General features: G+C 69.4%; 22 protein-coding genes. 14 read left to right on the forward strand and 8 right to left on the reverse strand.

The features are described from left to right. Nucleotide 1: 1 nt before the first annotated feature. The 5 genes from K3A85_RS06490 to flgB are packed head-to-tail and all read right to left on the reverse strand — an operon-like array spanning nt 2 to nt 2,652. Nucleotides 2-742: a flagellar basal body rod protein FlgF gene (locus tag K3A85_RS06490; protein ID WP_225205661.1), complete on the reverse strand. Its 741-nt coding sequence runs from the start codon at nt 740-742 to the stop codon at nt 2-4. A gap of 18 nt (nt 743-760) precedes the next feature. Next, nucleotides 761-1,573, reverse strand: coding sequence for a flagellar hook-basal body complex protein (locus tag K3A85_RS06495; protein WP_225205662.1), 813 nt, complete (start codon nt 1,571-1,573; stop codon nt 761-763). A gap of 25 nt (nt 1,574-1,598) precedes the next feature. Then, nucleotides 1,599-1,883, reverse strand: coding sequence for a flagellar hook assembly protein FlgD (locus K3A85_RS06500; protein WP_225205663.1), 285 nt, complete (start codon nt 1,881-1,883; stop codon nt 1,599-1,601). Continuing rightward, a complete protein-coding gene (gene flgC, locus K3A85_RS06505) occupies nt 1,883-2,275 on the reverse strand; it encodes a flagellar basal body rod protein FlgC (RefSeq protein ID WP_225206023.1) in 393 nt (130 codons plus the stop codon). Before flgC ends, K3A85_RS06500 begins: the two co-directional genes overlap by 1 nt. A gap of 29 nt (nt 2,276-2,304) precedes the next feature. Further along, on the reverse strand, nt 2,305-2,652 hold the full coding sequence (flgB, locus tag K3A85_RS06510; RefSeq protein WP_225205664.1) for a flagellar basal body rod protein FlgB: 348 nt from the start codon (nt 2,650-2,652) through the stop codon (nt 2,305-2,307). 249 nt (nt 2,653-2,901) lie between these two features. Between flgB and K3A85_RS06515 the strand changes: the two genes are divergently transcribed. From K3A85_RS06515 to K3A85_RS06560, 10 genes are all read left to right on the forward strand, one after another. Next, complete coding sequence (locus tag K3A85_RS06515; protein ID WP_225205665.1) at nt 2,902-3,633, forward strand: MotA/TolQ/ExbB proton channel family protein; 732 nt, start codon at nt 2,902-2,904, stop codon at nt 3,631-3,633. A gap of 2 nt (nt 3,634-3,635) precedes the next feature. Next, the gene (locus K3A85_RS06520; protein WP_225205666.1) at nt 3,636-4,076 is read left to right on the forward strand and encodes a hypothetical protein; all 441 of its coding nucleotides are present in this window, start codon (nt 3,636-3,638) and stop codon (nt 4,074-4,076) included. Then, nucleotides 4,073-4,627: a flagella basal body P-ring formation protein FlgA gene (locus K3A85_RS06525; protein WP_225205667.1), complete on the forward strand. Its 555-nt coding sequence runs from the start codon at nt 4,073-4,075 to the stop codon at nt 4,625-4,627. The genes K3A85_RS06520 and K3A85_RS06525 overlap by 4 nt, the downstream gene beginning before the upstream one ends. A gap of 97 nt (nt 4,628-4,724) precedes the next feature. Next, the gene (gene flgM, locus K3A85_RS06530) at nt 4,725-5,009 is read left to right on the forward strand and encodes a flagellar biosynthesis anti-sigma factor FlgM (RefSeq protein ID WP_225205668.1); all 285 of its coding nucleotides are present in this window, start codon (nt 4,725-4,727) and stop codon (nt 5,007-5,009) included. Continuing rightward, entirely contained in the window at nt 5,009-5,386 is a 378-nt protein-coding gene (locus K3A85_RS06535) for a flagellar protein FlgN (protein WP_225205669.1), read from the forward strand. The genes flgM and K3A85_RS06535 overlap by 1 nt, the downstream gene beginning before the upstream one ends. 97 nt (nt 5,387-5,483) lie before the next feature. Beyond that, a complete protein-coding gene (locus tag K3A85_RS06540) occupies nt 5,484-6,401 on the forward strand; it encodes a transglycosylase SLT domain-containing protein (RefSeq protein WP_225205670.1) in 918 nt (305 codons plus the stop codon). A 3-nt stretch (nt 6,402-6,404) separates the two neighbouring features. Then, nucleotides 6,405-8,513: a flagellar biosynthesis protein FlhA gene (locus K3A85_RS06545; RefSeq protein WP_225205671.1), complete on the forward strand. Its 2,109-nt coding sequence runs from the start codon at nt 6,405-6,407 to the stop codon at nt 8,511-8,513. Next, entirely contained in the window at nt 8,510-9,241 is a 732-nt protein-coding gene (locus K3A85_RS06550; protein WP_225205672.1) for a sigma-70 family RNA polymerase sigma factor, read from the forward strand. The genes K3A85_RS06545 and K3A85_RS06550 overlap by 4 nt, the downstream gene beginning before the upstream one ends. A gap of 90 nt (nt 9,242-9,331) precedes the next feature. Then, on the forward strand, nt 9,332-10,306 hold the full coding sequence (locus K3A85_RS06555; protein ID WP_225205673.1) for an NAD(P)H-dependent flavin oxidoreductase: 975 nt from the start codon (nt 9,332-9,334) through the stop codon (nt 10,304-10,306). Continuing rightward, nucleotides 10,303-11,085 (forward strand): SDR family oxidoreductase, encoded by a 783-nt coding sequence (locus K3A85_RS06560; protein ID WP_225205674.1) that lies wholly within the window; start codon nt 10,303-10,305, stop codon nt 11,083-11,085. Before K3A85_RS06555 ends, K3A85_RS06560 begins: the two co-directional genes overlap by 4 nt. A gap of 3 nt (nt 11,086-11,088) precedes the next feature. Here K3A85_RS06560 and K3A85_RS06565 read toward each other — a convergent pair whose 3' ends face one another. Then, nucleotides 11,089-11,700 carry a L,D-transpeptidase family protein gene (locus K3A85_RS06565; RefSeq protein ID WP_225206024.1) on the reverse strand — a complete coding sequence of 204 codons (612 nt, stop codon included), beginning with the start codon at nt 11,698-11,700 and terminating at the stop codon, nt 11,089-11,091. A 190-nt stretch (nt 11,701-11,890) separates the two neighbouring features. Here K3A85_RS06565 and K3A85_RS06570 point away from each other — a divergent pair, with 190 nt between their 5' ends. After that, nucleotides 11,891-12,559, forward strand: coding sequence for a retropepsin-like aspartic protease family protein (locus K3A85_RS06570; protein WP_225205675.1), 669 nt, complete (start codon nt 11,891-11,893; stop codon nt 12,557-12,559). On the opposite strand, the gene K3A85_RS06575 is transcribed toward K3A85_RS06570, so the two are convergent. Together K3A85_RS06575 and K3A85_RS06580 are read right to left on the reverse strand one after the other, a co-directional pair. Beyond that, nucleotides 12,519-13,805 (reverse strand): DUF418 domain-containing protein, encoded by a 1,287-nt coding sequence (locus K3A85_RS06575; RefSeq protein ID WP_225205676.1) that lies wholly within the window; start codon nt 13,803-13,805, stop codon nt 12,519-12,521. The genes K3A85_RS06570 and K3A85_RS06575 overlap by 41 nt on opposite strands. A gap of 4 nt (nt 13,806-13,809) precedes the next feature. After that, nucleotides 13,810-14,994, reverse strand: a complete 1,185-nt coding sequence (locus K3A85_RS06580) for an SPOR domain-containing protein (protein WP_225205677.1) — start codon at nt 14,992-14,994, stop codon at nt 13,810-13,812. Nucleotides 14,995-15,205: 211 nt separating this feature from the next. Here K3A85_RS06580 and K3A85_RS06585 point away from each other — a divergent pair, with 211 nt between their 5' ends. From K3A85_RS06585 to K3A85_RS06595, 3 genes are read left to right on the forward strand one after another with little or no spacing between them, the layout of a single operon-like run. After that, the gene (locus K3A85_RS06585; protein WP_225205678.1) at nt 15,206-15,940 is read left to right on the forward strand and encodes a ParA family protein; all 735 of its coding nucleotides are present in this window, start codon (nt 15,206-15,208) and stop codon (nt 15,938-15,940) included. Between the two features lie 14 nt (nt 15,941-15,954). Then, a complete protein-coding gene (locus tag K3A85_RS06590) occupies nt 15,955-16,509 on the forward strand; it encodes a hypothetical protein (protein WP_225205679.1) in 555 nt (184 codons plus the stop codon). 19 nt (nt 16,510-16,528) lie between these two features. After that, nucleotides 16,529-17,854: an SPOR domain-containing protein gene (locus tag K3A85_RS06595; RefSeq protein ID WP_225205680.1), complete on the forward strand. Its 1,326-nt coding sequence runs from the start codon at nt 16,529-16,531 to the stop codon at nt 17,852-17,854.

The raw sequence follows: 17,854 nt of genomic DNA on the forward strand, positions 1-17,854 counted from the left end.
GTCAGGTAAGGCGCATCAGGGAGGCGCTGTTTTCGTCGACCTCCTTGGCGGTTGCGATCAGCTTGGTGCGCATGTCGAACAGGCGTTGGGCCTCGACCATCTCGACGAGGATCGCGGTCGGATCGACGTTCGACTGTTCGAGCGCGCCGACGTGGACGCCCGCCTCCTCGTCGGCAGGGAGCACCCCGCCGCCGACGACGCGGAACAGGCCGTCGAGGCCCTTCTCGATCTGCGAGCCTTCGAAGCTCGCCAGCTTGAGCCGGGCGACCTGCTGTGGCGGCGTGTCGGGCGTTGCCGGGTCGGCGACGAGCACGGCGCCATCCGGGCCGATCGAAACCTTCGAGCCGAGCGGCACGGTCACCGGTCCGCCGTCGCCGACAACCGGCCGGCCATCGCCGTTGACCAGGAGGCCGGTCGGATCGATGGTCAGGTCGCCCCGCCGGGTATAGGCCTCGTCGCCGTTCTCGGCCTGCACGCTCAGCATGGTCTTGCCTTCGAGCGCGACGTCGAGCGGATTGCCGGTCTCGACGATCGTGCCCTGTTTCATGCTGGCGCCGCGCACTTCGCCTTCGGTCATGGCGCGGGCCTCGAGGCTGGGCCCCTTGAGCGTCACCGGCAGGGCGTTGAGCATTTCGGCGCGAAAGCCGGTGGTCTGCGCGTTCGCCATGTTGCTGGCGATCACGCGCTGGCGAACCATCGAGCCGCTCATGCCCGAATAGGCGGTGTAGATCAGGCGGTCCATCGTGTCCGGCCCTCAGCGTCAGGTGCGCAGGTTGATGATCGTCTGCGAGATTTGCGTCGCCGTATCGATCGCCTTGGCGTTCGCCTGGAAATCGCGCTGTGCGGTGATCAGTCCGACCAACTCCTCGGCGATGTCGACGTTCGAGCGCTCGAGCGCGCCGGACAGGATGTCGCCGTACTGGCCGTTGCCGGGCTGGCCGTAGGTCGCCGTGCCGGAGATGCCGGTCGATACCCAGTTCGACGAGCCGACCTGCTTGAGACCGGTCGGGGCGATGAACGATGCGACCGCGATCTTGCCGACCACCGTGTTGCTGCCGTCGGCATAGGAGGCGGTGACGTTGCCGTTTTCGAGCACGGTCAGGCCGGCAAATTCGGCGCCGGCGGTGTTGGTCGCCGGCACCGTGCAATCGACCAGCGTGGTGCCCGTGACGTTGCCTGCGGCGTCGGTTGGGAAGACCTGCAGCACATTGTCCGAGCCGTCCTGCACCATGCCGTTGCCGTCGAGCGAGAAGGCGCCGTTGCGCGTGAAGAAGGTGTCGCCGGTGATGGCCGACTTGGTCGAGAAGAACCCGTCGCCGTTGACCATCAGGTCGAGCGCGGATCCGGTCTGCTGGACGGCGCCCTGCGCGAAGTTCTGGGTGATCGAGGTCAGCGTGGCGCCGATGCCCTGGATTTGCTTGGGGTTGGTGAAGGCGCTGCCGGCGACGATGTCGGCGAACTCGGTGCGGCTCCGCTTGAAGCCGACCGTCTCGGCGTTGGCAATGTTGTGGCTGATGACGTTGAGGTCGGTCTGGGCGTTCTTGAGGCCGTTGAGCGAGGTATAGAAGGACATCGATACTTCCTTGTAGCGGCAGGGGTCAGTCGAACTTGCTGTTGAGCGCAGCGAGCTGGTCGGAGATGGTCTTGAGCGTTGCGGACATCTCGGTGCTGTTCGACAGCGACGAGAACTGCGCGAGCTGGGTGACCATCTGGATGTTGTCGGTCGGCTGCGTCGGGTCCTGGTTCTGCAGCTGCGCGGTAAGCAGCTTGAGGAAGTCGCCCGCTCCGAGCGAGCCCCATCCGGACTTGGTGGCGGCCTTGGCGGAGGTCGCGGCGCTCGCGGACGCCGCACCGACCCCGGTGTTGGTAATGGCAGTGGTCATCACTTCATCCTCATCGTTTCGAGCATCAGCTGCTTTGCGGTCTGCATGGCCTCGACCACGTTCTGGTACTGGCGGCTGCTTTCGAGCATCTCGACCATCTCGGCGTTTTCATCGACCGGGGCCGACCACACGTCGCCGTTCGCATCGGCCAGCGGGTGATCGGGGTTGTGCTCGCGGATCGGGGTCGCATCGGAGCGATAGACCCCGTCGACCTTGACCGTGGAGAGGCCGTTGGCGCTGTCGAGCTGCTCGGCGAAGACCGCGCGCAGGGGGCGGTAGGCTTCCTGCTCGCTCGCGGCGACGGTGCCGGCATTGGCGAGGTTCGAAGCGGCGGCGTTCATCCGGACGAGTTGCGCGGACATCGCCCGGCCGGCGACGTCGAACAGGGTCATCGGATTGCGGTTGACGGGCCCGGCCACGATCAATCGCCCTTGATCGCGCGGGTCACTTCCTCGACCCGGCCCTTGAGGAAGCTGAGCGTGGCCGAGTACCCGACCGCATTCTCGGCGAATGCGGTCTGCTCGGTCGCCATCTCCACGGTGTTGCCGTCGAGGCTGGGCATGACCGGCACGCGATAGCGGGTCGCCGCGCCGATCGCCTTGTCGGTGCTCGCCCCGCCGGTCCGCGCAGCAAGCGCTGCGGCAAAGTCGATGTCCTTGGCCTTGTAGCCGGGGGTGCCGGCATTAGCGATGTTCGAGGCGAGCTGGCCCATGCGCTGCGAGCGCAGTTCCAGCGCCATTCCGTGGATGCCGAAGAGTGTATCGCTCATGATCTGGCCGCCTTGCTGCGGAGGTGGACGCTATTGCCCTCCAACCTCAGCAAGGTGCGTGCCAAGCCGGCGCCGTGGTCTGCAGATGCGGGGGCGGGCGAGGGGCTGGCAGGCGAGTCCCGCGCGATTTTGTGAGTCCCGGGTGCGGGCCTTGCCCGGCAACCGCTTGCCGCCCCGGCAAAGTTCGGCCTCGACTGAATTTCCCTCGCGCGAGGCCGTTCTCGTGGATGAGGAGGAACGCGCGCCCCGATGGAAATTTCTCACCTACTGAACGCTTCGGCTGCCATCGTCGTCGGCGGCGGGACCGTGCTCGGCACGGTCCTGCGGGCCGGCATCGGCGATTGCCGGACAACGATCGTCGCCCTGGCGCGGCTGGTGCGTCCGGCGTTCCATGCCGAGAAGGTGCGCGCCGACCTTGCCGGGCAGGTCGCGCAGATCCGCCAGGACGGCGTGCTGCGCGCGCGCTTCCGCCAGGTCGGCGACGCCGAGTTCGACGAAGCCACCGAAGCGCTGATTAGCTCCCGCTCGATCGAGGCGCTGATCGAGCGCCACGAACAGCACGCACGGCGGCGGCGCAAGGCTGCCGCGGCCGCGGCGCGAACCTTGTACCAGGCCGCGGACCTCGGTCCCGTGTTCGGCCTTGCCGGCACGCTCGTCTCGCTCAGCCAGCTTCCGCCCGAAGGGGTCGCGCGCGCTGCGCTGTCGGGCGCCATTTCGCTCGCCGTGCTGACCACGCTCTACGGCGTGCTCGTTGCCAACATCATCTTCGCCCCGCTGGCGCGTGCGGTCGAGCGTCAGGCCGATGCCGAGGAGGCAGCCCGACAGGAGGTGATCGACTGGCTCTCGTGGCAACTCGCGCCTGCACTGCCGACCCAGGTCGCAGCGACCCGGCAAGCGCCGCGCGCCGCCCCGGTGCGCGCGCCTGCGCCGGTCGAAGCCGAGGACCGTCCCGCAGTCGATCCCCTCGGGGAAGTGGCCTGACCTTGCGGCCCTCGCTGACATGGCAGACGATCCTCGCGGACCTTGCGTTGATCCTGTTCATGGTCACGGCCTCGGCCTTGTCCGACCCGGCCGCCGCGCCGCCGCAGAAGCCCGCGGCGCCGGCCCCGTCGAGCCCGCGGCCGATGCCGACTCCTGTGCGCGCTTCGCCTGCGGGCGAACCGGTCGGAGTATGGCGCGAGGGGCCCGGCATGCCCCCGCTGTCCCGATGGGTCGCGCAGGAAGGCGCCGATCCGCGCCTTCGCGCCACCGTCCTGGTGCGCGAAACCGGCGACACCGGGCTCGCGCTCGAGCATGCCCGCGAACTGCTCGGCCAACTGGGGCCGCTCGCTCCGCACGCCCGTCTCGTGGTCGAGCCGAGCGGGCGCGAAGGAGCGGGAGCAACGGTCACGCTCGGCTACGATGCGGACCCGATGGCACGATGATTGCTTGGAACTGGAGCAAGTTCAACCGCTTGCCGAGACGCGCCATGCTCTTTCGCCGACTTCCGCTGATTGCCGCCCTGCTGGCCGGCGCTTCGCTTCCTGCCAGACCCGCCCGGGCAGGCGGGTTCACCGATCCCGTCGAGATCGACCGCGCCGTCGCCGCATTCACCGGTGCGCCGATCGGCGTGCCGGGCGGCGCGCAATTGCCGGTCGACCGTCGGCTTCGCCTGGTGCAATGTACCGCACCGCTCGCGCTCAGCTGGCGCAACGGCGGGCACGACAGCGTGGTCGTGCAATGTCCGGAGGCAGGCGGCTGGCGCATCTTCGTCGCCGTCGCGCAGCAGCAGCAGGCGGATACGACCCCGGCGGTGGCGCGGGGCGATGCGGTGACCATCGCCGCCACGGGCGACGGCTTTTCGGTGTCGCAACCGGGCGAGGCGCTCGACGCCGGCGCGGTCGGCGCCTGGATACGTGTTCGTACGAATGCCAAGGCCGACCCGATGCGCGCGCAGATCGTCCGCCCAGGCCTCGTGCAACTGCCTGTAGAATAACGCATTTTGCCGGTTTCGGCAAAAAAGCGCCGCACCACCTTAATCCAGCTGCTCCCGCGTCGTTCTTCCCTGTGTAACAACGCCGAGGAGCGGAACCATGCCACCCATTGAAATCGGACCGTCGCGCCCGGTTGGCGCGGTTCAGGTGAAAACCATCTGTGCCGAGACCGGTCAGGTAGAGAGTGCCAAGACGTCGACGCCCGCCAGCGCCGCGCCGCAGGTCCAGACCAGCGACGCAGTCAAGGGCGGTGACGCTCCCATCGATTCCGAACGGGTCGCGAAGATCCGCAAGGCGATCGAGGAGGGACACTACCCGGTCATTCCCACCCGCATCGCCGATGCGATGATCGCCGCCGGAATGTTGTTGAGGAGCCCCCAGTAATGGCCATGTCGCTTGCCGCGCACGAGACCGCGTTCGACCCGATTCTCGACCCGGTCGAGCTGCGCGAGACCCTGCGGCAGATGCTTGCCGTGCTCGAAGACGAAAGGCACGCGCTTGCAGGCCTCGACGTCGATGCGATCATGGGGTGCGCGGTCGGCAAGAACGCGCTGTGCGGACGGCTCGACACCGCCGCCATGGCGATGGTCGACGAGGAGTGCCTGGGGCTGCTCGACGCGGCGCGCCGGCTCAACGAGGCCAATCGCCGCGTGCGTAACCTCATCGCGGCCAACGTGGCGCAGCGGCTCGATGCGATGACCGGGCAGCCGGCGCTCTATCGTGCCCATGCCGCGCCGGCCAGGATTGGCCGCGCACGCTGACCCGCCCGACTTCCGAGGCAAGGTCCGCCAGCGTTTGGCACGGCCCTTGCTGAAGCCTTTCCGTGTGCCTCGACAGGCGCGATGGAAAGGGAAGTGCGTGAGTTCAGTCCAGTCTCTGCCGGGCGCGGGAAGGCCCGGCGAAGTCCACGCAGCGATCGCCCGCGCGGCCGAGGCCACCGGCGTCGATTTCAGTTATCTGCTGGCGCAGGCCAAGCTCGAATCCGGGCTCGACCCTTCGGCCCAGGCGCGCACCTCGAGCGCCAGCGGGCTCTACCAGTTCACCGATGCGACCTGGTTGCGCACCCTCGGCAACCACGCTGCCGAGCATGGCATCGCATGGGCGGCCGATGCGATCCAGAGCGGCGCGGCGCGCGATCCGCAGATCCGCTCGCAGCTGATGGCGCTGCGCTACGACCCGCAGATTTCCGCGCTCATGGCGGGGGAACTCGCCAACGACAATCGCGCCCAGCTTGGCGCGACGCTCGGCCGCGAGCCCGACAGCGCCGAGCTCTACATGGCACACTTTCTCGGCTCGGAAGGCGCGGTGCGTTTCTTGTCCGCGCTCGACAGCGATCCGACCCGTTCTGCCGCGGCAATCCTGCCCAAGGCCGCCGCGGCCAACCGCGGGATATTCTTCGGCCCCGGCGGCGCGCGCAGCGTGGGCGAGGTGATGGATCTGGTACGCTCGCGGCTCGAAGCCGCGATGCCCGGCGTCGGCAACTTGCTGCCGGGCGGCAACGGGCTGCCCTACGACCAGGCGCCGCTGGGTAGCGCCGCCCCGACGCTCGATTACCTGCCCGTTCCGCTTACCCGCCAGGGCGCCGAGGCGCCGAGCTGGGGCGGCGACGTCGCGCGCGAATATCACGCCGTCGCCAGCGCGCTGCCGGCGGTTGCGCCGGGCAGGTCCGCGACGATGGCCGACACCTTGCGCGACACCTTCGGCGTCGGCGAAGGCGGTGCCGCGCCCCAGCACGTGCGCGCGGCCTATGGTCGCCTGCGCGCTTTCGGGCTCTAGGCCATGCTGAAACGGTTCGGCGCCAACCCCGGCGCACTGGCGCTTCCGGCGGGCATCCTCACGCTCATCGTTCTGATGATCGTGCCGATCCCCTCGGTCCTGCTCGACGTCTTCTTCGTGCTCAACATCGCGCTGTCGGTCGCGATCCTGATGGCGGCGATGAACGCCGAAAAGCCGCTCGATTTCTCCTCGTTTCCCAGCGTGCTGCTGTTCGCGACGTTGCTGCGCCTGTCGCTCAACGTCGCCTCCACCCGCGTCGTGCTGGTCCACGGGCACGAAGGCGGCGCGGCGGCAGGGCACGTGATCGAGAGTTTCGGCGAATTTCTCATCGGCGGCAATTTCGCGGTCGGGCTGTTCGTCTTCCTGATCCTGATGATCATCAACATGGTCGTCGTCACGCGCGGCGCCGGGCGCGTCTCGGAAGTGTCCGCGCGCTTCACGCTCGATGCGTTGCCGGGCAAGCAGATGGCGATCGACGCGGACCTCGCCGCAGGCCTGTGCACCGCGGACGAAGCCAAGAACCGTCGGCGCGAGGTCTCGACCGAAGCCGATTTCTACGGTTCGATGGACGGCGCGAGCAAGTTCGTGAAGGGCGATGCGGTCGCCGCGCTTCTGATCCTGGGCGTCAACATCATCGCCGGCTTCTGCCTCGGCATGATCAGCCACGGGCTCTCGGCCACCGATGCGGCGCAGCGCTACATCACGCTTGCGGTCGGCGATGCGCTGGTGGCGCAGGTGCCCTCGCTTCTGCTGTCGATCGCGGCGGCGGTGATCGTCACGCGCGTGACCGATACGCGCGACTTGTCCGGGCAGATCGGCGGCCAGTTCGCCAGCCCGCGGACCTGGTTGCCGGTCGCGGTGATCCTTGCCGCCATCGGGATGATCCCGGCCATGCCGCAAACCGTGTTCCTGCCGGCCGCGGGTCTCGCCGGCTGGCTGTGGTGGCGGCTCAAGAAGCGCGAGGAACGGTCGCGGCAGGCGCCGGTGGTCGAAGCCGCCCCGCCGCCCGATCCGTCGCGGATCGCATTGGAGGACGTCAGCGATCACACGCTGGTGACCATCGAACTGGGTTACGGCCTCGTCCACCTCGTCGACGAACGTCGCGGCGCGCCGCTGGTGGCGCGGGTGACCGGGGTGCGCAAGCAGCTCAGCCAGGCGTTCGGCTTCGTCGTGCCGCAGTTCCGGGTGCGCGATTCGCTCGAACTCGTGCCCGGCGGCTACCGCATTCTGCTCGGCGGCGTGGTCGTCGGCAGCGCGGAGATCCGGCCCGAGCGGGTCCTTGCGATCGATGCGGGCGAAGCCCGTCCCGATCACGGCCTCGGCGGCGAGCCGACCCGCGATCCCAGCTTCGGCTGCCCGGCCTTGTGGATCGACCCTGCGCAGCGCGACCAGGCCATCGCCGAAGGTTTTCTGACGGTCGATGCGAGCACGGTGCTGGCCACCCATCTCAACCAGTTGCTGGGCGAGCGGCCGCACCTGCTGCTCGGGCCAGACGAGGTCCGCTCGATCGTCGAAGGCGTTCGCGAACGCGCGGCGGGCCTGGTCGAAACGATCCATCCCAATCCGCTGGGGCTGGGCGCGCTGACGCGGCTGTTCCACGCGCTGCTCGAGGACGGGATCAGCGTCGCGCATCCGTTGCCGATCCTGTCGGCGATCGGCCAGGCGGTGCAGCAGACCACCGACCACGAACGGATGATCGACATTGTCCGCGCCGAACTGGGACCGTTGATCGTCGCGCGAATCTGTCCGCCGACGCAGCGACTGCCGGTCCTGACCCTCGAAGCGGGGCTCGAGCAGATGATCGTCAACGGCATGCACGATCCCGTCACCGGGCAGCCGGTGATCGAGCCCGACCTTGCCCGCGCCATTGGCGAGCGCGTTGCCGACATCGTCGCCGAGCGCGGTCCAGCCGCACCTCCGATGGCGCTGATCGTCCAGCCCCGCGCGCGCCGGTCGCTCGCCGCGCTGCTTCGCCTGCGTGCGCCGGGATGCCTGGTCATCTCGATCTCCGAGCTGCCGCCGACCCAGCCGATCGAGGTCGTCTCGGTCATCGGCGAGACGGCCGCGCCCCCCTCCTTGCCAGCTCCCACCGTTCAGGGACTTGCCGCATGAACTACGATCAACGCAGCTTTGCCGCAGCGCGCGCCTATCGCGACGACACGGCCGACCGCATCCGCCGCTTCCTGCCGATGGTCCGGCGCCTCGCCTGGCATGTCCACGGCTCGGGACGGGCGGGGATCGAACTCGACGACCTTGTCCAGGCGGGCCTCGTCGCGCTTACCGAGTGCGCCCAGAAGCACGCCGGCCCGACCGAGGACGGCTTCGCCGCCTATGCCAAGCTGCGCGTGCGAGGCGCCATGGTCGATCTCGTCCGCCGCGCCAACCCGCTGTCGCGGACGGCCGCCGATCGCCGGCGGACGCTGCGCGAGGCGACCAGCGCCCTGCACGCCCGCCTCGGCCGCGAGCCCACCGAGCAGGAGCTGGCAAAGGAGCTGGGTCTGACCGGCGCCGATCTTGCCGACTTGCGTGCTGCTGCCGAACCGGTCCGATTTGAGGCGATCGACGATGCCTATTCCGACAGCGACAGCGCCTTCGCCGACGATCGCCCCGACAGCTTCGCGCTGCTCGCCGATGCCGAAATGCGCGGACAGGTGGCCGAGGCGATCGCGACGCTGCCGGAGCGGCTGATGATGGTGATCCAGCTCTACTTCGTCGAGGAACTCAACCTCGCGGAAATCGCCGAGGTGCTCCAGGTCTCGGTGCCGCGCGTCCACCAGCTCAAGGCGCAGGCGCTCGAAAAGTTGCGCGCCGCGCTGGGCGACGGCTTCGACGTGCTGTAGCCATCGGCCCCCCAGCGCCGATTTAGCCGCTTGCGCCGCTCTCCCTTTTCTGTTTAATCGTTCGATTAAACAACTCCTGTGGAGAGGGACATGGCTATCAAGACCCGTATCACCGAAATGCTCGGCATCGAGCATCCGATCGTCCAGGGCGGCATGATGTGGGTCGGCACCGCCGACCTCGCCGCTGCGGTCTCGAATGCAGGGGGGCTCGGCATCATCACCGCGCTGACCCAGCCCACGCCCGACGCCCTGCGCGCCGAGATCGACCGCTGCCGCACGTTGACCGACAAGCCGTTCGGCGTGAACCTGACCATCCTGCCCTCGATCAACCCGCCGCCCTACGCCGAATATCGCCAGGCGATCATCGATTCGGGGGTCAAGATCGTCGAGACCGCCGGCTACAAGCCGCAGGAGCATGTCGACCACTTCAAGGAGCACGGGATCAAGGTGATCCACAAGTGCACCGCGGTCCGCCACGCGCTTTCCGCCGAACGGATGGGCGTCGATGCCATCTCGATCGACGGCTTCGAATGCGCCGGCCATCCGGGCGAGGACGACATTCCCGGTCTGATCCTGATCCCGGCGGCTGCCGACAAGGTCAAGATCCCGATGCTCGCCTCGGGCGGTTTCGGCGATGGCCGCGGCCTCGTCGCCGCGCTCGCGCTCGGCGCCGAGGGCATCAACATGGGCACCCGCTTCTGCGCGACGGTCGAAGCCCCGATCCACCAGGGCATCAAGCAGGCGATGGTCGACAACGACGAGCGCGCCACCGAGCTGATGTTCCGCAGCTATCACAACACCGCCCGCGTCGCGAAAAACAAGGTCGCGGTCGAAGCCGTGGCGATCGAACGGTCGGGCCAGCCGTTCGAGGCGATCGCCCATCTCGTCAACGGCAAGCGCGGCAAGGAAGGGCTCGAGAACGGCGATCCCGATCACGGCATCTGGACCGCCGGCATGATCCAGGGCCTGATCCACGATATCCCGACCTGCCAGGTGCTGATCGACCGGATCATGGCCGAGGCCGAGGACATCCTGAAGCAGCGTCTCGCCGGGTTCATGGCATGAAGATCGACGCAACCACCAGCGCCGTCGTCACCGGCGGCGCCTCGGGCCTCGGCCGCGCCACTGCCGAGGCGCTCGGCGCTGCCGGGGTGAAGGTCGCGATCTTCGATTTGAACGAGGACGCGGGGCAGGAGGTCGCCGAGGCCATCGGCGGCCTGTTCTGCAAGGTCGACATCATGAGCGAGGAGTCGGTCGTCGCCGGCTTCGCCAAGGCGCGCGCGGCGCATGGGCAGGAGCGGATCACCGTCCACTGCGCGATGGCCAGCCGCAAGGGCAAGACGATCAGCCGCAACCGCGAGACGGGCGAATTCGTCCGCCTCTCGACCGAGGACTATGCCTTCGCCGCCGAAGGCATTCTCGTCGCCAGCTACCGTGTCGCCTCGCTCTCGGCGCTCGGCATGGCCTCGCTCGAGCCGCTCGAGGACGGCGAGCGCGGGGTGATCACGCTGACCGCTTCGGTCGCGGCGCAGGACGCGCAGATCGGGCAGGTCGCTTACGGATCGCTCAAGGCGGGCGTCAACGGGCTCGTCCTGCCGATGGCGCGCGACCTGATGGACCTCGGCATCCGGGTGAACTCGATCATGCCCGGCATCTTCGGCACGCCGCTGCTCGGGCGTCTGCCCGAAAACGTCAAGGAAAGCCTCAACGCCTCGGTGCCGTTCCCCAAGCGGCTCGGCAAGCCCGAGGAGTACGCGAGCCTCGCGATGGAGCTGGTGCGCAACTCCTACTTCAACGGCCAGGCGATCCGCCTCGACGGCGCCATCCGCATGGCGCCACGCTGAAGTTCATGATTTTGGTGCGGGGTCGGCAACCACGATCGGATCGCCGACCCCGATCCGCTTGCCGTCGGTGACGATGATGCGGTCGCCGACCTTCGTTACCGCGAACAGCTTCTTCGCGAATTCCTCGGGCACGCCGACGCAGCCGTTGGTGGCGTAGCCCTTGCGCACGTTGGCGCCGTGGATCGACACCCCGTCGTTGGTCATGCGCAACATGTAGGGCATCGGCGCTTCGTAGATGTTCGATACGTGATCGGCATCCTTCTCCATGATCGGGAAAATGCCGAGCGGCGTGGGCTTCTCGCCATAGCCCTTGAGGATCGCCGTCGCGCCGATCTCGTGGCCGCCGCGGAACACCGACAGCGTGCGTGCAGCAAGATCGACGGTGATCACCGTGGGCCCGGGCGCGCCCTTGCTCTCGTCCCAGTAGAACTGTCCGTACTTGATCGGGCCGTCGATCTTGAGAATCGACTTCACCACGAAGGGGCTGTCGTCGACCGGCCGCTGCGGGGCCGAAGCAGCAGGTGCAGGGCGCGGGGCCGGCGCGGCCGCGATTGCCGGGCGAAGCCGCGCGCGCGCGACCGAAAACACCTCGCCGCCGACCTGCCACAGCAGCATTGCGCCGAGCAGCCCGATGGCGCCGACGAGCATCACCGCCAGGGGGTATCGCCGCACGAATTCGACAGGTCCGCTCTTCGCCATGCTGGTGCCGTATCCCCGCTTCCCGCGCGGCGCGAATAGCATGACCCGGCCGCGAGCGACGAGTCCCTTCAGGACAGCGCAATGAAACGCATGGCATAAGCTCCCGATGGACCAGGTCCTTCCCTTTCTGCGCGGGCTCGAAGCCTCGCTCGGCAGTGCGCCGCCGCTGCTGATCGGGGCTGGCGCGGCGATGGCGCTCACCTTGCTCGCGGGCGGGCTGGGGCGCGTATCGCCGCGGCTCGGCAGTGCCCTGCGCCTGAGCGGCAACCTTGCCCTGCTCGCTGTGTTCCTGCTGGCGGCGATGCGTTTCGTCCGGCTCGACCCCGCGTTCGATTCGCTGACGTCGAACCTCGCGATGCCGGCCCAGACGGTCTCGGGAGGCGAAACGCGCGTCCCGCTGTCGGCGGACGGGCACTACTGGATCGAGGCGCGCGTGAACGGTGCGTCGCAGCGCTTCATGGTCGATACCGGGGCGACGATCACGGCCTTGTCGACCGAGGCCGCCAACGCCGCCGGCATCCGTCCCGATCCCCTCCGCCTCCCGGTCGTCGTGCGCACCGCCAATGGCGCGACGCAGGCGCAGATGGCCCGGATCGACGAAGTGCGCTTCGGCTCGATCGTGGCGCGCGACATGGATGCGATCGTCACCGGCTCGACCGGCGGGTTGAACGTGCTCGGCATGAATTTCCTCTCGCGCCTGAAGGGCTGGCGCGTCGAGGAGGGCGTGCTCGTGCTTACCCCGCGTCGCGCTCCCGCCGATCCACCGGTGGGCTAGCGGCCGCAAGCCCGAGCCGGGTGAGCCGACGCCACAGCGCTTCTAGCGGACCCTGGGCGAACCGGGCGAGCCACCAGCCCGGCCAGGCGAGCATCGCGGCCCAGCCGAGCACGACGAAGCCGGGCAAAGCACCGCGCGGCACCATCGGCGCGAGGTTCAGCCCCCAGCCGGCGAACAGCGCACTCATCAGCACCGTGGTGCCGATGTAGTTGGTGAAGGCGCAACGCCCAGCCGCCCGGACCTGCCGTGCAAGGCGGCTGTGCCGAATCTGCGGCCAGCACCGCACCAGCAGCGCCGCATAGCCGAGCGCCATAAGCAGGTGGGGCAGGGCGGACAGGCTGCCGAGCGCCGCGAACATCGCCCGCGGCGGAAAGTCGTGCCGCCACAGCCAGACGAGCAGCGCAAGCGTCATTGCGCCGCCCAGGCCGATGCCGATGCGGCCCGCCCGGCGCAGGAGCGCCGGCGGCCATTGCCCGGCGAACAGGCCGCTTGCCTGCAACGCCATGCCGACCAGCATCAGCGGAAAGGTCTCGGTTACGGTAACCAGCAGGGTGTCGAAGGGCAGGAAAGGAGCGGTCGCCAGCCGCAGCCGTATCGCCGCCAGGAAGCCTGCATGGAGGATGGCGAGATCGCTCGCGAGCGATTCGGCGATCCGCTGCATGACCGCCGCCTGCTCGGCCACCTCGCCGGGAGCGGCATGGCCCGCCAGGATCCGTTGTTCGACCGCGATTCCCTGCAGGTCCCCCAGGCTCGCCAGGCCGTGGCTGACGAGGAACACCGCGAGGCCCAAGGCCGCGAGCGTCGCCGGAGCGAGCCGGCGCAGCGCCATCGCGCCGAGGCCGCAGACCGCGTAGGGGAACAGGATGTCGCCCCACCAGAACAGCAGGTAGTGGAGATATCCCGCGACGGCGAGCCACAGCAACCGGCGCGCCTGCAGCCGGTCCGGCGGCAGCCCGCGTCGCTCGGCGCTCTGCGCGAACAGCATCAGGCTCGCGCCGAACAGCATCGTGAACAGCGCCCGCATCTTTCCTTCGAACACGACGAAGGCGAAAGCGAACCACGCTGTTCCCGCAGCGTCGGACGGGCCGATGCGCGGGCTGAAGGTGGCGAGCGTCGGTCCCCACAGGCCGGTCACGTTGATCGCGAGGATGCCGAGGACGGCGATGCCGCGAATGAAGTCCAGCGATTCGATCCGCCGGCCGTCCGCCGCGTCGCGCGGCCGTGCGGGACGGGCAGCGGTCGCCAAGCGTTCAGGGCTTCGTGACGAGGCAGGCGAGGTCCGCCGCTTTCAGTCCGCTGCAGGCGCGCGCCGCCTCGGCCTCGCTGGCATAGCCGCCTGCCTGGAGCCGGGTCACGCCCTGTGCGGAAAGGTCGATGCGCGCGCGGCCGACGATTTCCGGCCGGGTGCGCGCCCGGGCCCACAGCGCATCGGCATTGGCCTTGCTCGCAAAGGCGCCGAGCTGGACGCGCCAGGGGCCCGTGACCGGTAGCGACCTCGGCGCTGCGGGCCGCGCCGCCGTCGAACCCGCGGCAGCGGCGTTGGCGGCAGTGGGTGGCGCGCTGCCGGGCCCGGTCGCGGCGCCGCGCACCGCGCGCGGCGGAACGACCACTGCGCCGGCGTAGTCCGCGCCAACCGCGACCGGGCGGGTCGGATCGCTCTGGTATGGTGGAACGACCGCGTGCTCGCCCACCACCCGCACCGGTCGCGGCGGCTCGGGCGCCGGCACGGGCGGGGTCGGAGGCGCCGGCGGGGCAGGCGACGGCGCAGCCGAAGCAGGCGCGGCCTGCGCCGGCTCGTTGACGGCAAGGCCGCTGCGGGCGGCAAGGTCGGCGCCGCCGAGCTGGATCGCCCGGGCGCGCTCCTCGCGCTGCTGCAGTTCTCCTGCAAGCGCGACGCCTTGCTGGCGCTGGTCGAGCGGGATCGTCTGGTTCATCGTGGCAAGGCCCGACAGCGCCTGCGGGAGGTCGCTTGCCGCTGCGCGCGTCAGCAAGGCATAGGCGCGCACCCAGTCGCGCTTGGCAAAGTCCCCGTTGAACGCCGCCACGCCGACCAGATACTGCGCCCGCGGCTCCCCTCGCTCGGCCGATTGCTCGAGCCAGGGCATCGCCTCGGCCTGCCGGCCCGACTGGAACAGCAGGAGGCCATAGTTGTCGGCCGCGCGCGCATGGCCCTGCTCGGCGGCGGCGCGGTAGTACTGCTCCGCCTTGGCGAGATCGGGGGCGACGCCGCGTCCCAGCTTGTAGGCCTGGGCGAGGTCGAACTGCGCATCGGCATCGCCCTTGGCCGCCGGACCCTGCCACTCCTTGACCGCGCGGGCATAGTCGCCCCTGGTCCATGCCTCGACTCCGGCGCGGACGTCGGCAAGCGCCGGCGTCGCAAGCACCAGCGCGGTAGCGAACGCGGGCAGGGCGAGGAAGGCAATCGGGCGACGCATGGGATCGAGGCACGTCCTTGTCCGGCCGCCGGCGCCTCGCCGTCGGCAAAGTTCAAGCGATACAGTAGCAGACATAGTCAACAAGGCATTAGCAAAGCCTTGATGCAGACGCGCAGGCGCGTTTCCGCGGAACGCCGGGGCGTTAACCAATATTTTAGTGAGTTTTGCGATTCCTTTCCGCGAACCTGCTTCAGGCTTCGAGGGGGATACGTTGCGCGTACTGGCATTGGCTTCGCAGAAAGGCGGTTCGGGCAAGACCACCTTGTCCGGTCACCTCGCCGTTCAGGCGCAGCGCGCCGGTGCCGGCCCGGTGGTGCTGATCGACATCGACCCGCAGGGCTCGCTGTCGGACTGGTGGAACGAGCGCGAGGCGGAATATCCCGCGTTCGCCCAGACCACCGTGTCGCGTCTGGCCGCCGATCTCGCGATCCTGCGCCAGCAGGGCTTCCGTCTTGCGGTGATCGATACGCCGCCCGCGATCACGATGGCGATCCAGTCGGTGATCTCGGTCGCCGAACTCGTCGTCGTGCCGACCAGGCCGAGCCCGCACGACCTGCGCGCCGTCGGCGCCACCGTCGATTTGTGCGAACGCGCCGGCAAGCCGCTGATCTTCGTGGTCAACGCGGCGACGCCCAAGGCGCGCATCACCTCGGAGGCCGCCGTCGCGCTGTCGCAGCATGGCACCGTCGCTCCGGTCACGCTGCACCACCGCACCGATTTCGCCTCGTCGATGATCGACGGACGCACGGTCATGGAAGTCGATCCGGCTGGCAAGTCGGCGCAGGAAGTGGTCCAGCTCTGGACCTACGTTTCCGAGCGGCTCGAGAAAAATTTCCGGCGCACCGTGTTCGCCGTCCCGCAACCTGCCGCATCGACAACGCCGATGCCGATGGCCGGCGCTCCGCGGCCCGCCGGCGGCTTCGGTCGCCGCGTCGTCGGCTCGTGACGGAGGATCCCCGGATGGCCGAACCCCGCCCCGTCGCGTCGCTGACGCCGGGCCTGCTCGCCCGCAAGGGCACCGCCCGCCCGGCGATGCGCTCGCAGTTGCACGCGCTCGGTTTCGACGACAGCCCGCGGGTGGTGCCGATGCACGGCGACCGCCCCGTTTTCGAAGACGATCTCGGCTGGAACGACATGGGCGAGGATGCACTCGCACCCGTCGTCGCGATTTCCGCCAAGGCGCCCGTGGCCGCATCGGTCGAGCCGCCCGAAGTGGTGCGCCAGCTCGATTCGCTGGCCGACGTGATCACCCGCAAGGTCGCGATGGACGCGCGAGTCGCCGCGGCCGAGGCGCTCGCCATGCCCCGCCCGTCGCGGCGCAAGGGCGAAGCGCTCAAGGAAGGCCGCAAGGCTGCCTTCACCCTGCGCCTCGACAGCGAGCAGCACTTGCGCCTGCGCCTTGCCGCCGCGCTCGAAAGCCGCAGCGCCCAGGCAGTTGTCGCAGAGGCCCTCGACCAATTTCTTAACGCTATTCCAGGCATGGACGACTTCGCCCGTCGTGCGCGCGAACACTGATAATCGGGAACCAGACGCCATGACTCTCCGCGCCGAAATCAGACGCTCCTGGAACACCGGCCTCGCCCTGTCGCTGTCGACGGTGTTCCTCGGCAGCCTCGTCGCCGGCTGCAGCGCCGTGGGCGTCCACCCTTCGCGCGCCGCCGCCGGAGCCGATGCGGCCGCCGTCGCGGGCCGGACGGACAAGGCCATCGCCCTTGCCGAACGGGCGGTCCTGACCGATCCGCGCAATGCCGCCCGCCGCACCGCGCTCGGCAATGCCTATCTTCGCGCCGGGCGGTTCGAATCCGCGCGTCAGGCCTTCGACGAGGCGATGCAGCTGGGTGACGACAGCGGCAAGGCCGCGCTCAGCCTCGCGCTTGCCGACATCGCCATGGGCCGCTTCGATACCGCGGCCGATACGCTGGATGTCTACCGCGCGAGCATTCCCGATCCCGACTACGGCCTCGCCATGGCGATGGCCGGACGCACGCAGCAAGGGGTGAGCACGCTGGTCGCTGCCCTGCGCGCCGGCGACGACAGTCCCAAGCTGCGCCAGAACCTTGCCTATGCCTATGCCCTTGCCGGCCAGTGGCGCGAGGCGCGGGTGATGGCCGCGCAGGATCTTCCGGCCGACCAGCTCGATGCGCGCATGCAGCAATGGCTGCTCAGCGCCGGCCCGCGCGAGACCCGCACCCGCGTCGCCGCGCTGCTCGGCGCCCCGCTGCGCGCCGATGCGGGGCAGCCGCAAGCGCTCGCGCTGGTGAACTTCCCGGAACACGGGGCGGTGCGCCAGGCCGATTCCGGCGAAGCCGCAGCGCCGGGGGGCGCGGCAACGCCCGCGGCCGCGACCCCGGTCCTCGCCGAGGCCGCCACGCAGGAACTCCCGGCAGTCCGTGCCGACGACGAAGCGTCTGCCGCAGCGCCGGCGCCCGCGCCAACCCTGGCCGAGGCCGCCGTTCCGCCGTCTTCGCATGCTGCCACGCACGTCGCCTACCGCGTCGTCGGCGCCAATGCGCTGCGGCCCGCCCCGGTTGCGCCGGCGGCATCGCGCGCTCCGGCGGCGGGCGGCAGCCACGTCGTCCAGCTCGGCGCCTTCTCGAGCGCCGAGGGCGCGCGCCGCGCCTGGCGTCATTTCGTGGCCAAAAGCCCGACGCTTTCCGGCTACAAGCCGCTGATTACCCAGGCGAACGTTCACGGACGCATGTTCTGGCGCGTCCAGGCCGCCGGCTTCCAGGGCTATGCCCGCGCCAGCGCCCTGTGCGGCACCGTGAAGGCGCGCGGCGGGTCGTGCCTCGTCATGGCGAGCGCCAGCGCTCCCGCGCCGGTCGCGGCTGCGGAAACCAGGTTTGCCCGACGGCGTTGA

The organism is Novosphingobium huizhouense (assembly GCF_020179475.1).
Lineage (GTDB): Bacteria > Pseudomonadota > Alphaproteobacteria > Sphingomonadales > Sphingomonadaceae > Novosphingobium > Novosphingobium huizhouense.

Excerpts from the sequence above, each read along its gene's own strand:
- K3A85_RS06490 (WP_225205661.1), bottom strand. The coding sequence starts at position 742 with ATGGACCGCCTGATCTACACCGCCTATTCGGGCATGAGCGGCTCGATG.
- K3A85_RS06495 (WP_225205662.1), bottom strand. The coding sequence starts at position 1,573 with ATGTCCTTCTATACCTCGCTCAACGGCCTCAAGAACGCCCAGACCGAC.
- K3A85_RS06500 (WP_225205663.1), bottom strand. The coding sequence starts at position 1,883 with ATGACCACTGCCATTACCAACACCGGGGTCGGTGCGGCGTCCGCGAGC.
- flgC (WP_225206023.1), bottom strand. The coding sequence starts at position 2,275 with ATGACCCTGTTCGACGTCGCCGGCCGGGCGATGTCCGCGCAACTCGTC.
- flgB (WP_225205664.1), bottom strand. The coding sequence starts at position 2,652 with ATGAGCGATACACTCTTCGGCATCCACGGAATGGCGCTGGAACTGCGC.
- K3A85_RS06515 (WP_225205665.1), top strand. The coding sequence starts at position 2,902 with ATGGAAATTTCTCACCTACTGAACGCTTCGGCTGCCATCGTCGTCGGC.
- K3A85_RS06525 (WP_225205667.1), top strand. The coding sequence starts at position 4,073 with ATGATTGCTTGGAACTGGAGCAAGTTCAACCGCTTGCCGAGACGCGCC.
- flgM (WP_225205668.1), top strand. The coding sequence starts at position 4,725 with ATGCCACCCATTGAAATCGGACCGTCGCGCCCGGTTGGCGCGGTTCAG.
- K3A85_RS06535 (WP_225205669.1), top strand. The coding sequence starts at position 5,009 with ATGGCCATGTCGCTTGCCGCGCACGAGACCGCGTTCGACCCGATTCTC.
- K3A85_RS06545 (WP_225205671.1), top strand. The coding sequence starts at position 6,405 with ATGCTGAAACGGTTCGGCGCCAACCCCGGCGCACTGGCGCTTCCGGCG.
- K3A85_RS06550 (WP_225205672.1), top strand. The coding sequence starts at position 8,510 with ATGAACTACGATCAACGCAGCTTTGCCGCAGCGCGCGCCTATCGCGAC.
- K3A85_RS06555 (WP_225205673.1), top strand. The coding sequence starts at position 9,332 with ATGGCTATCAAGACCCGTATCACCGAAATGCTCGGCATCGAGCATCCG.
- K3A85_RS06560 (WP_225205674.1), top strand. The coding sequence starts at position 10,303 with ATGAAGATCGACGCAACCACCAGCGCCGTCGTCACCGGCGGCGCCTCG.
- K3A85_RS06565 (WP_225206024.1), bottom strand. The coding sequence starts at position 11,700 with ATGCTGCTGTGGCAGGTCGGCGGCGAGGTGTTTTCGGTCGCGCGCGCG.
- K3A85_RS06570 (WP_225205675.1), top strand. The coding sequence starts at position 11,891 with ATGGACCAGGTCCTTCCCTTTCTGCGCGGGCTCGAAGCCTCGCTCGGC.
- K3A85_RS06580 (WP_225205677.1), bottom strand. The coding sequence starts at position 14,994 with ATGCGTCGCCCGATTGCCTTCCTCGCCCTGCCCGCGTTCGCTACCGCG.
- K3A85_RS06590 (WP_225205679.1), top strand. The coding sequence starts at position 15,955 with ATGGCCGAACCCCGCCCCGTCGCGTCGCTGACGCCGGGCCTGCTCGCC.
- K3A85_RS06595 (WP_225205680.1), top strand. The coding sequence starts at position 16,529 with ATGACTCTCCGCGCCGAAATCAGACGCTCCTGGAACACCGGCCTCGCC.